The sequence below is a fragment of the Kitasatospora sp. NPDC088351 genome (assembly GCF_040685575.1).
Taxonomy (GTDB): Bacteria; Actinomycetota; Actinomycetes; order Streptomycetales; family Streptomycetaceae; genus Kitasatospora.
Map to the genome: position 1 here is coordinate 33,941 of NZ_JBFBIL010000030.1, position 14,739 is coordinate 48,679.

9 protein-coding genes are annotated in these 14,739 nt (G+C 74.1%); 2 read left to right on the plus strand and 7 right to left on the minus strand.

Annotated elements, in window-relative coordinates:
* Positions 1 to 84: 84 nt before the first annotated feature.
* The 5 genes from AB0P06_RS21395 to AB0P06_RS21415 are packed head-to-tail and all read right to left on the minus strand — an operon-like array spanning position 85 to position 7,902.
* Complete coding sequence (locus tag AB0P06_RS21395; RefSeq protein ID WP_363609554.1) at positions 85 to 2,238, minus strand: ATP-dependent DNA helicase; 2,154 nt, start codon at positions 2,236 to 2,238, stop codon at positions 85 to 87.
* Between the two features lie 12 nt (positions 2,239 to 2,250).
* Positions 2,251 to 4,077, minus strand: a complete 1,827-nt coding sequence (locus tag AB0P06_RS21400) for an IucA/IucC family siderophore biosynthesis protein (RefSeq protein ID WP_363609556.1) — start codon at positions 4,075 to 4,077, stop codon at positions 2,251 to 2,253.
* Entirely contained in the window at positions 4,055 to 5,536 is a 1,482-nt protein-coding gene (locus AB0P06_RS21405; RefSeq protein ID WP_363609558.1) for a SidA/IucD/PvdA family monooxygenase, read from the minus strand. Before AB0P06_RS21405 ends, AB0P06_RS21400 begins: the two co-directional genes overlap by 23 nt.
* A gap of 15 nt (positions 5,537 to 5,551) precedes the next feature.
* On the minus strand, positions 5,552 to 6,133 hold the full coding sequence (locus AB0P06_RS21410; RefSeq protein ID WP_363609560.1) for a GNAT family N-acetyltransferase: 582 nt from the start codon (positions 6,131 to 6,133) through the stop codon (positions 5,552 to 5,554).
* Complete coding sequence (locus AB0P06_RS21415; RefSeq protein ID WP_363609632.1) at positions 6,130 to 7,902, minus strand: IucA/IucC family protein; 1,773 nt, start codon at positions 7,900 to 7,902, stop codon at positions 6,130 to 6,132. Before AB0P06_RS21415 ends, AB0P06_RS21410 begins: the two co-directional genes overlap by 4 nt.
* Positions 7,903 to 8,264: 362 nt before the next feature.
* Between AB0P06_RS21415 and AB0P06_RS21420 the strand changes: the two genes are divergently transcribed.
* A complete protein-coding gene (locus AB0P06_RS21420) occupies positions 8,265 to 9,446 on the plus strand; it encodes a hypothetical protein (RefSeq protein WP_363609562.1) in 1,182 nt (393 codons plus the stop codon).
* A gap of 40 nt (positions 9,447 to 9,486) precedes the next feature.
* Positions 9,487 to 10,626, plus strand: coding sequence for a hypothetical protein (locus AB0P06_RS21425; protein WP_363609564.1), 1,140 nt, complete (start codon positions 9,487 to 9,489; stop codon positions 10,624 to 10,626).
* A gap of 76 nt (positions 10,627 to 10,702) precedes the next feature.
* Here AB0P06_RS21425 and hflX read toward each other — a convergent pair whose 3' ends face one another.
* Both hflX and AB0P06_RS21435 read right to left on the minus strand, forming a co-directional pair.
* Positions 10,703 to 12,208, minus strand: a complete 1,506-nt coding sequence (gene hflX / locus AB0P06_RS21430; RefSeq protein ID WP_363609566.1) for a GTPase HflX — start codon at positions 12,206 to 12,208, stop codon at positions 10,703 to 10,705.
* Between the two features lie 108 nt (positions 12,209 to 12,316).
* On the minus strand, positions 12,317 to 14,737 hold the full coding sequence (locus AB0P06_RS21435; protein WP_363609568.1) for an HD domain-containing protein: 2,421 nt from the start codon (positions 14,735 to 14,737) through the stop codon (positions 12,317 to 12,319).
* Between the last annotated feature and the right edge of the window lie 2 nt (positions 14,738 to 14,739).

Below are 14,739 nucleotides of genomic sequence, written 5' to 3' on the forward strand. Positions count from 1 at the left end.
AAACCCGGGGCCGGAGACACCGGGACGGGAAGGGGCTCCACGCACCACCGCGCGGAGCCCCTCCGGCCTGTCCTGGGCCGCCGGTCAGCCCCGCTTGACCACCGGGCGGACCGGCGCCGCCGAGGCGTCGATCGCCGCCAGCGACCGGCGCACCTGGTTGCGGTCGGTGGTGTACCAGAACTCCGGCATCGAGGACCGGAAGAAGCTCCCGTACCGCTTGGTCTCCACCCGCGGGTCGAGGACCGCCACCACGCCCCGGTCGTCCGCCGCGCGCACCAGCCGGCCCGCGCCCTGCGCCATCAGCAGCGCGGCATGGGTGGCCGCCACGGCCATGAAGCCGTTCCCGCCGCGCTGTTCGACGTCCTTCTGCCGGGCGCTCATCAGCGGGTCGTCCGGACGCGGGAACGGGATCCGGTCCATCACCACCAACTGACAGGCCGAGCCCGGCACATCGACGCCCTGCCAGAGCGAGAGCGTGCCGAACAGACAGGTGGACGCGTCCGACGCGAACTCGCGGATCAGCTCGCCCAGGGTGTCCTCCCCCTGGAGCAGGATCCGGTTGTCCAGCCGCTCGCGCATCGCCTCGGCGGCCGTCTGGGCGCCGCGCATCGAGGAGAACAGGCCCAGCGTCCGCCCGCCGGACGCACCGATCAACTCGGCCAGCTCGTCCAGCATGTCGGGCCGCTCGGGGTCGCGCCCCGGGTCGGCGAGGTGCCGGGCCACGTAGAGGATGCCCTGCTTGGGGTACTTGAACGGCGAGCCGACGTCGATGCCGCGCCAGTGCGGCACCGGGTCCTCGCCGAAGGCCGGCTCGGGGGCGTCGGCGGGCCCGCGCTCGTCCGGCAGCCGGGCCTCCGAGGGCAGGCCGACCGAGGCGGCGACGCCGTTGAAGTCCCCGCCGAGCTTGAGCGTGGCGGAGGTGAGCACCACCGAGCGCTCCTTGTACAGGCCCTCGCGCAGCAGCCCGGAGACGCTCAGCGGGGCGACCCGCAGCGAGGCGGTGCCCATCCCGAAGCGGTCGCTGCGCTCGATCCAGACCACGTCGTACTCGGAGTCCTCCAGCAGCCGGTCCGCCGTCTCGTGCAGCGCCTCGGCGGAGGCCATCGCCTGCTTGCGGACCGCGTCCTCGTCGGTGAGCGCCTTGTCCCTGGTCTCGCCCAGTGAGGTGATCACCTGCCGGCTGGCGTCCCGGATCGCGGTGACCGCGTACGCCAGGTACTCGGGCAGCTCCTCGACCCGGCCGGGCTGGGCCGTCTCCATCAGGCCGTGGAAGTTCTCCGCGGCGGCCTGCAGGGCGTCCACGGCCTTCTCGTTGGCGAGCCGGGCGGCCCGCTTCACGGCCCGGTTGACGGCGCCCACGGTCAGCTCGGCGGTGGCCGCGCCGGTGACCCGGTTGACCAGCTCGTGCGCCTCGTCCACGATCAGCAGCCCGTGCTCGGGCAGCACCGGCGCGCCCTCGATCGCGTCGATCGCCAGCATCGCGTGGTTGGTCACCACGACGTCCGCGAGCTTGGCCCGCTCGCGCGCCTTCTCCGCGAAGCACTCCTGCCCGTAGGCGCACCGGGTGGCGCCCAGGCACTCCTTGGAGGTGACGGACAGCTGGGCCCAGGCCTTGTCGGAGACGCCCGGGCTGAGGTCGTCCCGGTCCCCCGTCTCGGTCTCGTCCGCCCAGTCGCGCAGCCGCAGCACGTCCTGCCCGAGCTTGCCGGTGGGGCCGCCGAGCGCGTCCACCGGATCGAACAGTCCCTCGCCCTCCTCGCTCGGGGTGCCCTCGTTCGCCCGGTGCAGGCAGAGGTAGTTGGAGCGGCCCTTGAGCATCGCGAACAGCGGCCGGCGGCGCAGCACCGGGTGCAGCGCCTCGACGGTGCGCGGCAAGTCCCGCTCGACCAGCTGGCGTTGGAGCGCCAGGGTGGCGGTGGCGACCACCACGCGGTCCCCGTGGGCGAGGGCGGGCACCAGGTAGGCGAGGGACTTCCCGGTGCCGGTGCCCGCCTGTACCAACAGGTGCTCGCCGTGGTCGACGGCGTCGGCGACGGCTGCGGCCATCCTGGCCTGGCCGGGGCGTTCCACGCCGCCGACGGCCTCGACGGCGGCGTGCAGCAGCTCGGGGATACGGGCCCGGGGGACGGCGCCGGAGTCGTCCCCCGGGCCGTCGGCGGAGTCCTCGGCGACCTCGACGACGTCGTCAGCGGCGTCGTCGGCGTCGGCGGGAAGCTGGGATTCGGAGTCGTTCGTCATGACCCTCCCAGCCTACGGGGCGGGGGTGACAATCCGGTCCCGTTGACCGGGCAGCACGGTCGCGGCCTCCGCGGTGAGCGCGTTGGGGACGGTGCCGTGCCGGGCCGCGTGCGGGCGGTGCGGGCGGTCCCCGTAGCCGTCGAGCAGCAGCCGGTTGCGGTTGAGGCAGAGCCGTTCGATCCGCGGGCGGAACAGGTCGAAGAGCGCGAAGCGCTCGCCCAGCTCGGGGAAGCGTGCCTGGTAGCGGAGGATCTCGGCGCGCAGCAGGGCCCAGAACTCGGCCTCGGGCAGCCCGGTCTGCGTCTCCAGCAGCGGGGCGAGATAGCGGTAGACGCCGACGAAGAGGCCGGAGTGGAGGAACTGGCAGAGGCCCTGCGGGTCCTCGCGCAGCAGTACCTCGTCCACCTCGGCGGGCAGGCCGCGCAGTTCGGGCAGGTCCTGGTCGCTCAGGTTGACGTCGTCGACGAAGTCCTTGACCGCGAGGCGGACCGGGGCGTCGTGCTCGTCGAAGACCAGGATGGCGTTCTCGCCGTGCGGGGAGAAGACCAGGCCGTAGTGGTAGAGGAAGTGCAGCAGCGGCGGCAGCATGGCGGCGAACAGCCGGGCGGTCCATGCGGCGGGGGTGAGCCCGGAGCGGGCGATCAGCTCGGCGGCGAGCGCCCGGCCGTCGGAGCCGGTCTGCAGCAGCGCGGCCAGGGTGCGGGCCCGCTCGCCGGGGTCGAGGAACGGGCCGAGCGGTTCGCGCCAGATCGCGCCGAGGAGCTCCTTGTACTGGTACGGCGCCTCGGGCAGCTCGCGGTAGAGCGGGTGGTCGACGGTGACCGAGGCGATCTCGCCGAGCAGCACGACCCGGCACTCCTCGCGCAGGAATCGGTCGGCCTGCCGGAGGCCGTGGATCCAGGCGGTGACGGCGGGTGCGGCCAGCGTGCGCTCGGTGGGCAGGCCGCGCCAGACCAGGGTGTTGAGGATGGCGAGCGGCAGTTTGACGGTGCAGCGTTCGGGGTGGTCGGCGTTGAAGAAGGAGCGGATGGACTGCTGGGGCAGCCGTAGGTCGCCGTCGGAGGGCAGCGGGACGATCTCGCCGGTGGCGATCCAGGGGGCGAACAGCGGGACGACGGTCTCGTCCCACTGCCAGGGGTGGACGGGCAGCAGCAGGTAGTCCCCGGCGTCCGGGCCGAGGGCCGCGAGCAGCGCGCCGGGGTCGTCGAGTTCACGCCGGTAGAGCAGCTCGGGGCGGTCGAGTCCGGGAACGCCGCGGTACTGGGCGAGGCGCTTGTGGACGGCGATCCAGGGCAGCGGCAGCGGGGTACGGGCCTCCGGGGTCCAGCGGGCGGCGTCGGTGGCGGAGAAGCCGATCCGGCCCTTGTTGGGGACGATCCAGGGGTGGCCGCCCTGCCGGCCCTCCAGCTCGGTGTGGCCGAGGTCGGCGAGTTCGGCGGCGGTGAGCGCGGTGGCGAGCTGGTGGGCGTCGGCGGTCAGGGTGGCGGTGAGTTCGCGGATCAGGTGCCCGGTGGTGTCGCCGCGCAGGCCGAGGGCGTGCCGGGCGTACGGGAGGAACCGCAGCGGGTCGAGGCCGTCGGTCTTCGAACAGCGCACCGAGTCCTCGTCGACCTGCCAGCCGCCGTACGCCCCGCGGCGGGCGGTGAACCGGTACTCGGCCTCGGGCAGCCGCAGCAGGTAGCCGCCGACGGGACCGTCGGGGGCCGGGGTGATCAGCTCCTCGTAGGCGAACTCGCCGAGCATCTTGGCCAGCAGCGTGCGGCCGGCCCGCCGCCAGTGCCCGGCGGTGAGCTGTGGTGGCAGGTACAGCTGCGGTTCAGCGGCCGGCGGCTGCGGCACGGGTCCACTCCTGGGGTCGCGGGAAGCCCGGGGCGGGGGCGGGGACGGGTGGTGCGGGCGGGGCGAAGCCGGTCCAGGCGGTACGGGTGGGCAGCCGGTGGACGGTCCGGCCGGTGACGGCGTTGAGGATCACGGCGGCCCGGTGGGCGCCGAGGCCCAGGTCGGGGGTGCCGACGCCGTGGGTGTGCAGTTCGGCGTTCTGAACGTACAGGCCTCCGGTGAGTTCGGGGAGGGTCGCGACACGGTGTTCGAGGTCGACCTGGTAGCGGCCGGCGGCGTCCCACTCGATCAGGTGGGAGAGCGGTTCCAGGGCGGCGGGGCGGGCGGCGCGGTAGCCGGTGGCGAGGACGACGGCGTCGGTGCGCAGCACGTGCTCGGTGCCGGAGTCAAGGTGCCGGCAGTGCAGTTCGAGGGCGCCGCCGGGGCCGGGCCGGGCGGCGGTGACGGCGGTGCCCGGGGTGATCTCGACCGGGGTGCTGTCGATCGGGCGGCCGATGGTCCGCTCGTACAGGTGGTCGTGGATCTCGGCGAGGGTCTCGGCGCTGGCGGCCTTGTGCAGCTGCCACTGGGCCTCGACCAGGGGATCGCGGACGCTCGCGGGCAGGCTGTGGAAGTAGCGGGTGTAGTCGGGGGTGAAGTGCTCCAGGCCGAGCTTGGAGTACTCCATGGGGGCGAGCGCCCTGGTCCGGGTCAGCCAGCGCAGCCCGGTCCCCTCGTCGCCGTGGGGCGCCGCGCCGCGAGCGGCACCACCGTGGAAGGCATCGCCGTGGACGGCACCGTCATGAACGGCATCGCCGTACCGGCGGAGCAGGTCCAGGAAGACCTCGGCACCGGACTGACCGCTGCCGACGACGGTGATGTCACGGGCGCCGTCCAGGGCGTCCCGGCGGTCGAGGTAGTCGGCGGAATGGAAGACGCGCGGGTGTCCGTCGAGGGCGGCGAAGGCCTCGGGCCGGACCGGCCGGGTGCCGACGCCGAGCGCGAGGTTGCGGGCCTGCACCTCGGTGCGCCGGCCGGTGGCGGTGGACCGCAGCTCGACCCGGAAGTGGCCGCCGCCGGCCGCGGCCACCCAGTGCAGGGCGGTGACCTCGGTGCCGAAGCGGCAGTTGCCGAGCCGTTCGGCGGCCCAGCGGCAGTAGTGGTCGTACTCCCGGCGGGGCAGCTGGAAGCGCTCGGCGAAGTAGAACGGGAAGAGCCGGTCCTGGTCGCGCAGGTAGTTGAGGAAGGACCAGGGGCTGGTCGGGTCGACCAGGGAGACCAGGTCGGCGAGGAACGGCACCTGCATCCGGGCCCCGTCCACCAGCATCCCGGGGTGCCAGCGGAACTCCGGGCGCTGGTCGCAGAAGAGCGTGCGCAGGCCCGGCACGGGCTCGGCGAGCGCGGCGAGCGAGAGGTTGAACGGGCCGATGCCGACGCCGAGCAGGTCGTAGGGCCCGGCCTGGGGTGCGGGGGTGTCCATGGGGTGGGGGGTGTCCTAGGAGGCGTGAGGGCGGCGCGCGCGGACCATCAGGGCGGCGCGTTTGGCGGGCAGGTCGAGGTCCGCGGCATGGGCGAAGCCGGCCCGTTCGAAGGCCCGCACCGAGCGCCGGTTCCGGACGTCGGGTTCGGCGACCACCCGCTCGCAGCGCGGCCGTTCCCGCAGGATCCGGTCGGCGAGGGCGGCGAGCAGGGTGGCGCCGAGGCCGCGGCCGCGGCGGTCGGCGGGGCCGAGCAGCAGGTGGACACCGGTGTCGTGGGGCCGGGCCGGGTAGTGCCGGGCGAGCGGGTCGAGGTCCGCGCGGTAGATCTCCCAGTAACTCATCGGGGCGCCGTCCAGCAGCCCGAGACAGGGCACGCTGCGGCCGTCGCCGTCGAGTTGGGCCCGCAGGTGCCGTTCGGTGGCGGCGGGCGGGCCGTCGAGCTCCCAGAAGGCGGCCACCTCGGGGTCGTTCATCCACCCGGCGAGCAGGTCCAGATCGGCGGGAAGCCGGACCGGCCGGAGCCGGAACTCACCGGCGGCGGTGGTCATGCCGCCCCGGCCGGGCACGCCGTCGAGCGGGCAGGCGGGAGGCGTCACGCGCCGGCCACCGGGTTGGGGATGTCCACGTAGACGGACTGGGTGGCGACCGGGCCGACAAGTTCGTCCATGCCGTTGATCCGGGTGAGCAGGTTGGCCTTGCAGGGCAGGGTGGGCGCGTCCAGCAGCAGGCCGGGCAGCGCGGAGCCGGTGGCGGTGACCCGCGGACCGGACAGGAAGCCGCGCAGGGCGGCCAGCAGCACGCTCTCGTCGGCGAGCCGCTGGGAGCCGAAGGCGCCGATCAGTCCGAGGATGTGGTTGATGCCGAGGTAGTAGGCGAAGTGATGGTCGATCACCTCGTCGGCGAGGAAGGTGTCGCTCCGGGCGCCGAGGCCGGGCAGCCGGGCGGCGAGCCGCTCGGCCGCGCTCTCCCGGTAGTAGAAGCCCTGGTTGTCGCGGTAACGGCCGCCGTTCGGCCAGCCGTCGGCGTCGAGCAGGACGAGGCTGTTCTGCTGGTGGGCCTCCAGCGCGATGCCGGCCTGACCGTCCAGCCACAGGACGGGCAGCACGACGGTCTCCAGGTAACGCAGGAACCATTCGGCGGCCACGGTGCGCAGCGGGCGGCCGCAGCGGGCGGCGAGCGCGCGCAGGGTGTCGCCGAGCCGGGACGGCACGACGGAGCCGGTGCCGAGCGGCTGTTCGGCGACCAGCCCGGCGACGCAGAGGGCGCGCTCGGTGGGGCCGAAGGGCTGGGCGCGCAGCACGGTGTCCAGGCCGCCCGGGTCGCCGAGGCCGGGGTGGTCCACGCCGATCCAGGCCGGGTCGCGGACGACGTCGAAGCCGGGGTGGGCGGCCCGCCACTCGGCGGCCAGGCCGCTCTCCAGCAGCCGGTGCACCTCCAGGCCGCGGTGGAGTTCCTTGCGGAGGTTCTCCCGGCGGGAGTTGGTGATCCGCAGGCCGAGCGAGAGCTTCAGCATCCAGGGGGTGCCGGGCCGGTAGACGGTCCGCACCGAGGAGGTGGGGTGCCAGGGTTCGCCGGACGGGCCGAGGTCGTGCAGCAGGCCGGCGGCGAGCAGCTCGGCGACGGCCGGGCGCAGCGCCAGCTCGCGGGCCTGCCAGGGGTGCAGGGGCAGCGCGGCGGTTCCGCGCGGAAGCCGGGCCCGGTCGCCGAGGAGTCGGGCGGTGATCCGGTCGGCGCTCTCGGCGACGGCGGAGCCGGCCGCGAGCAGCTCGCGGTCGACGGCGTACCAGTGGAGCTGGAAGGAGCCGTGGAGTTCCGGGGAGTACGCGGCGCTCTGCGCGGGGCCGAGGCCGTCGCGGCTCTTGGGGGTGGGGTGCAGCGGGTGGCCGAGCAGCAGGGACTGTTCGGCGGCGAGGAAGTGCGAGCCCTCCGGCCCCCCGGGGGCGGCGGCGGTGCGGCGGTGGGCCAGGATGTCGGCGGTGCGGACCACCGAGTCGGCGACCCGGGCGGCGAGGTCGGCGACCTGGCCGGGGTCGGGGCGCTCGGCGGCCGCGGTGGCGAGCAGCGCGGCGGTGGTGACGGCGTCCACGGGGGCGTCGGCGGTACCCTCGCCGGCCGAGAGGGTGGCGGCGCCGAAACGGTGCCAGCCACCCGGCGACCAGTAGCGGACGGGCGCGGAGAGCAGGGCCGCGCCGCCGAGGACGGCGACCCGCAGCTTCCCGTCCGGGCCGGGGGCGGCACCGGTCTCGCGGGTCCAGCAGCGCAACAGCGCCTCCAGGGCGGCCTGTTCGGCGGCGACGGCGGGGTCGGGGTGCAGCAGCAGGTCGGGCTGCGCCGGGCGGTCGGGGGAGGTCCGGCAGGCCGGGATGTGGGGCGGGGCTCCGGTGAGGGCGGTGGTCAAGGCTGCTCCTTGGGGCGCGTGGGGGTGCGGACGCGCAGGGGTGCTGGAGAGGATGTGGCGGGCGCTCTCATCGTCGCGTCAGGTAAGGGTTACCTATCCCTGACGGGTGATCACAAGGACGGCTCACTCGTCCGGGTGAAGAGCGGTGATTGTTCACCACTCGGCGGGGAGTCCCTGTTGTTCCAACGACGCCGGGAGTTCGTCACAGATTGATGACCTCCGACCGGGGCCGCAACCCGGGGGTCGGCCCGTGTCGTCCTGGTGGCCAGTGGGAGACTCCAAGGCGGCGAGCCGCCGGCGCACCGGACTACCAGGGGGAAGCGAACACCATGCCATTGATCCACCGGTCGGCCCTGGCCGCGGCACTGGCCGCGGGGACGTTGCTCGCCGTGAGCGCCTGCGGGCCGGACGGCCCCTCGGGCGGGGGCACCGCCGCTCCGCCACCCGCCTCGGCGAGCGCCGCGACCACGGCCGCCGCCGGGAGCGGCGGGGTGATCGGCGGGCTCACCCTGCCCTCGGGCATCCCGACCAGTCTGCTGGAGGGCCTGCCGAAGAGCTGGGACGACCTGAAGAAGTGGAACTTCCAGGACTGGGACAACTGGGCGTCCAAGCACGTCTTCAACAACCCGGTCGTGAAGGACTTCTGGAACCCGGACAAGATGGGCGACTCCAAGCCCGCCGACCCGGCGCCGCCGACCGCGAAGCCGGCCGACGGCGCCGCGGTCACCGATCCCGAGCCGGCGCCGGTCAAGGCGGTGCCGGTGGCCCGCCCGTACACCAAGCAGCCTTCCGGGAAGGTGTTCTTCAGCGCCCAGGGCGGCCGGGGCAACTGCTCGGCGACGGTGGTCACCGACCCGGCGCACCCGGGCAAGAGCAACCTGGTCTGGACGGCCGGGCACTGCGTGCACGAGGGCAAGGGCGGGAACTTCTTCAAGGACCTGGTGTTCGTGCCCGCCTACAACAACTCCGGTGCCTCCAGCGGCGGCAAGAAGGCCCCGCTCTCCGAGCTGGCCCCGCTCGGCACCTGGTGGGCGGACCAGGTGACGACCTCGCCGCAGTGGATGGTCGAGGGCGGCGGTAGCGGCGATGCCGCCAACCAGTACGACTTCGCCATCATGCGGGTGCACAACCAGAACGACAGCGGCAAGTCGCTGGAGGAGGCGGTCGGCGCGGCCGTCCCGGTCTGGTTCGACGCGCCGCGCGACAAGCTCGCCGTCTCGGCCGTCGGCTACCCGCTCTACAAGCCGTTCGACGGCCAGGAGCTGTACAAGTGCGAGGGCGGCCGGCCGACCCGGCTCTCGTTCGACCCGAAGCGGCCGCCGATGCTCACCATCGGCTGCACCATGACCCAGGGCTCCAGTGGCGGCGGCTGGTTCGCCACCATGCCGGACGGGAAGACGGCGCTGGTCAGCAACACCTCGGTCGGCACCCAGGACCACACCTCGCTGAGCGGCCCGTATCTGGAGGCGGTCGCCAAGCAGGCCCTGGACTGGATCTCCAAGAAGCAGTAGCCGCCCCTACCTCCACCACGTCCACGGGAACCGATCCACCATGCCGAAGACCAGCCGGGCCGGCGCGCCGCGGCGCCGGGCCGCCCTGGCCGGCGCCGTGTCGCTCGTCGCGCTGCCGTTCACCGCGACGGCCTGCGGGCCGGACGGCGCGGCGGGCACCGGCAGGCCCGCGGCGACCGTCGCCGCGGGCCTGCCGGGCGCCGCGCTGCCCGGCGGCCCGCAGGAGCCGGCGAACTGGAAGGTCGACGACTGGACGAGGTTCGCCCGCGAGAACGCCTTCAGCAACGAGGTGACCCAGGGCTTCTGGTCCACCGCCAGGATGGAGAAGGCCAAGGGCCGGGCCACGCCGCAGTTCTCGTACCGGACGGCCGGCGGCGACGTCGAGCGGGACGATCCGCCGGCCGCCGTCCCGGCCACCCCGCAGCCGCACCCGTACAGCCAGGCGACGGCCGTGGTCGGCAAGATCTTCATGACGGCGTCCGGGGGCGACTCGACGTGCTCGGGCACCGTGGTCTCCGATCCGGCCCAGCCGGGCCGGAGCAACCTGGTCTACACCGCCGCGCACTGCCTGCACGACGGCAAGGGCGGCGGCTGGCTGAAGAACATCGTCTTCGTGCCGGGCTACAACCGCGACGGCCAGGCCGTCCGGGGCAGGCCGTACACCGAGCAGCAGGTCGCCCCGTACGGGCGGTGGACGGCGGTGCGCGCGCTGGTCTCGCCGGCCTGGGTGAAGGAGAGCGGCGTCGGCCCCGGCTCCCCGTACGACTACGGGATCGTCCGGGTCCGCGACGAGAGCGGCTCCGGCCGGTCGCTGGAGGAGACGGTCGGCAGCTCCGTCCCGGTCTGGTTCAACGCCCCGCGGTCCCAGATCACCTCGGTGTTCTCCTACGGCTACCCCGCCGAGCGGCCGTTCGACGGCATGGAGCTCCACCACTGCGACGCCGCGGCCAGGCCCGCCAGGCTGTCCTTCGGCCCGGCCCACCCGCCGATGTACGTGATCGGCTGCACGATGACCGGGGGCTCCAGCGGCGGCGGCTGGTTCATCAACAAGGACGGCAAGCCGAACCTGGTCAGCGTCAACGCGATCGGCAACCGCAACCCGTCCGAGTACCTGGCCGGGCCGTCCCTCCAGGACCAGGCCAAGCAGGCCTTCGACTACTTCAGCAAGAACGCGAAGTAGCCCGGGAACGCCGACGGCCCCGGTCTCCGTGAAGGAGACCGGGGCCCGTCCGGTGTCGTCCGGGCTCAGCCCTGGCTCAGCCCTGGGTCAGCGCCACCGTGTAGCGCTCCAGCTCGGCGGCCAGCTCCGCCGCCACCTTGGCGCGCAGCAGGGTGCCCTCGCCGGTGTGCTCGGTGGAGATCAGCTCGCCCTCGGCGTGCACCCGCGAGACCAGGTCCCCCCGGGTGTACGGGACCAGGGCCTGCAGCTCGATGGCGGGGCGCGGCAGCTCGTCGTCGATGAGCTTCAGCAGCTCGTCGATGCCCTGGCCGCTGCGGGCCGACACCACGATGGCGTGCGGCTCGCGGCGCAGCAGGCGCTGCAGCACGTGCGGGTCGGCGGCGTCCGCCTTGTTGATCACCACGATCTCCGGCACGTTCTGCGCGTCGACCGAGACGATGACCTCGCGGACGGCGGCCAGCTGCGTCTCCGGCTCGGGGTGCGAGCCGTCCACCACGTGCAGGATGAGGTCGGCGTCGGCGACCTCCTCCATGGTCGAGCGGAACGCCTCGACCAGGTGGTGCGGCAGATGCCGGACGAAGCCGACGGTGTCGGCCAGGGTGTAGAGCCGGCCGCTCGGGGTCTGGGCCCGGCGCACGGTCGGGTCGAGGGTGGCGAACAGCGCGTTCTCCACCAGTACGCCCGCTCCGGTGAGCCGGTTGAGCAGCGAGGACTTGCCGGCGTTGGTGTAGCCGGCGATGGCCACGGACGGCACCTGGTGGCGCTTGCGCTCCTGGCGCTTGGTGTCGCGGCCCTTCTTCATCTCGGCGATCTCCCTGCGGAGCTTCGCCATCTTCTCGCGGATCCGGCGCCGGTCGGTCTCGATCTTCGTCTCACCGGGACCGCGGGTGGCCATACCGCCGCCGGAGGAGCCGGAGCCGCCACCACCCATCTGCCGGGAGAGCGACTGGCCCCAGCCACGCAGCCTCGGCAGCATGTACTGCATCTGGGCGAGCGAGACCTGTGCCTTGCCCTCACGGGACTTGGCGTGCTGGGCGAAGATGTCCAGGATCAGGGCCGTACGGTCGACGACCTTGACCTTGACCACGTCCTCCAGGTGGATCAGCTGGCCCGGGGTGAGCTCACCGTCGCAGACCACGGTGTCGGCGCCGGTCGCCGCGACGATGTCGCGCAGCTCCTTGGCCTTGCCGGAGCCGATGTAGGTGGCCGCGTCGGGCTTGTCGCGTCGCTGGATGACGCCGTCCAGCACCTGGGAGCCGGCCGTCTCGGCGAGGGCGGCGAGCTCGGCCAGCGAGTTCTCCGCCTCCTCGGCCGTGCCGTCGGTCCAGACGCCGACGAGCACCACGCGCTCCAGGCGGAGCTGGCGGTACTCGACCTCAGTGACGTCCTCGAGTTCGGTGGAGAGGCCGGCGACGCGGCGCAGCGCGGCTCGCTCGCTGCGGTCGTACTGGTCGCCGTCGTAGTGGTGGCCGCGGTCCTCGTCGATGGCCGCGAGGTCCTCGTCCATGAGGGCTTCCGCCCGCATACCGTCCAGGCGGCGCGGGGCGTCGGCGTGGTCGCGGGTGTCGAACGTGGAGGTCATTCTGTCCTTTGGCTGCTGGTACGGATGGCCTGTGCACGACCGCGGGCAACGGTCGCACTCGGAGTCTGCCCAGCTGCCGCCCCGTCTACCGCTCGGGCGAGGTGTGAGCTACCCCTCAGGGCCGCGGGTGGCACTGGGGCTCGTGTGCCCAGTCAACGCCGCGGACCGGCCGTGCATTCCCCATGATGGTCGCACGCCCGGTGCGGGCGGGTCATCCTTATTTCCCGCCTCACGCGCCCTGGCCGACTCCGGCGCGCGCGCCGGGGCACGTACGGCGCCTCCTCCCTCGGGTGCGTGCGGGCGGCTGACGTCGTACACCCCGGAGACCCTCAGCATCGCCCGCATCACGGCGGGCAGCACGGCCGGCTCGGGCAGCTCGACGGTGTAGGTGTGCCGGACCCGCAGCTCCTGCGGCGGCTCGACCTCGGCCGAGACGATTCCGACGCCCTCGCCGGAGATCGCCGCGGTGAGGTCGGCGAGCAGCCGGGGCCGGTTCAGCGCCTCGGCCCGCAGGGTGACCCGGTACCCGGAGGCCGGGATTCCGCCGGGCTGCCAGTGGATCTCCAGGACGCCCCGCCCGGCCGCCCGCATCCGCTCCCCCGCCGGGCAGCCGGTGCGGTGGACGGCGACCGCGCCGCCCCGGATCGGGAAGCCGCTGACCTCGTCCGGCGGAACGGGCGTGCAGCAGCGGGCCAGCCGGACCGGCGCCCCGGGCCGGCCCTCCACCGCCACCGGGGCGGTGCCGCGCTCGGCGACCCGGTGCGCGGGCGGCGCGGGCTGCCCGGCGGAGGGCCCGGTGCGCACCACCGGCAGGCGCGTGGGGTGGCCGGCCAGCCAGCGTTCGATGGCCAGCCGGGCGGCGGGGGTCCGGGCGTGCGCCAGCCACTCGGGCGCCGGTCCGGACGGCTCGGCGGCCCGCGGGCCGTTCTCGGTGAGCACGGCGAGCAGGTCGCCGTCCTGCAGCACGGTGGACAGCGCGGTGAGCCGCCCGTTGACCCGGGCGCCGATGCACCGGTGGCCGGTCTCCTCGCCGAGCAGGTAGGCGGCGTCCACACAGCTGGCGCCGGCCCTCAGCTGAAGCGTTTCGCCGGTCTCGGTGACCACGGTGATCTCGCGGTCGCCGGCGAGGTCGGCGGTGAGCGCCGACCAGAAGGCGTCCGGGTCGGGCGTCTCCTGCTGCCACTCGAGCAGCCGGCTGAGCCAGCCGGGCCGGGCCGGATCGGTGCGGTCCAGCTCATCGCTCCCGGCCCCGGCGCCGGACGGCCTCGTGCCGGACGCCCCGGCACCGGACGGTCCGGCAGCGGACGGCCCCCCGCCGACCGCCGCCGCGCCGGGCTGCTTGGGATCGCCGAGGGCCACCACCCCGGTCTCCGCGACCTCGTGCATCCGCCGGGTGCGGACCAGCACCTCGACCACCGCACCGCCGTCGAGCGCCACGGCGGTGTGCAGCGACTGGTACAGGTTGAACTTGGGCGCCGCCACGAAGTCCTTGAACTCGCCCGGCAGCGGCGTCCAGCAGGTGTGCAGCTCGCCGAGCACCGCGTAGCAGTCCGCGTTCTCCTCGACCACCACCAGCAGCCGCCCGAAGTCGGCGGGCTGCGCCCCCTGCGGCCGCCCGTCCCGGCCCCGCGCGGCGGCCCGCTTGAGCAGCACCCGGTGCAGCGAGACCAGGTGCCGGGGGCGCACGGTGACCTCGGCGGCCACCCCGGTCTCGGCGAGCTGACGGGCCAGCGTACGGGCGAACGGGGCGAGCAGGGCGTCCGGTTCGGCCTCGTGGCCGGCCACCAGGGCCCGGGCCCGGGCGTACTCCTCGGGGTGCAGGGTGGCGAAGACGATGTCCTCCAGCTCGGCCTTGAGCACCTGGATGCCGAGCCGTTCGGCCAGCGGGATCAGCACGTCCCGGGTGACCTTGGCGATCCGCACCTGGCTGGCCGGCTTCATGTGCCGGATGGTGCGCATGTTGTGCAGCCGGTCGGCGAGCTTGACGACCATCACCCGGACGTCGTCCCCGGTGGCGACCAGCATCTTGCGGAAGGTCTCGGCCTCGGCCGCCGCACCGAAGTCGACCTTCTCCAGTTTCGTCACCCCGTCGACCAGATAGGCGACTTCGGGGCCGAAGCCTTCGCTCACCTGGTCGAGCGTCAACTCGGTGTCCTCGACCGTGTCGTGGAGCAGCGAGGCGACCAAGGTGGTTGTCCCGGCGCCGAGTTGGGCCAGGATCATGGTGACGGCCAGCGGGTGGGTGATGTACGGCTCGCCGCTCTTGCGCTTCTGGCCGCGGTGGCTCGCCTCGGCGAGCCGGTAGGCCCGGCCGAGCAGGCCGAGGTCGGCCTGCGGATGGTGGCGCCGGTGTGCCTGCACCAGCGGTTCGAGCGCATCGGGGACGGGCGGGCGGTCGGTGGCCAGCAGGGCGGCGCGCCCGGCCCGGCCGAGTGCGGCCCGGCCGAGTCCGCCGAGGGGCCGCTTGGGCCCGGCCTGCCGTGCGGATGTCGGCTGCCCCGCCAGGGGCTGCCCGGCTTCGATGGTCATCG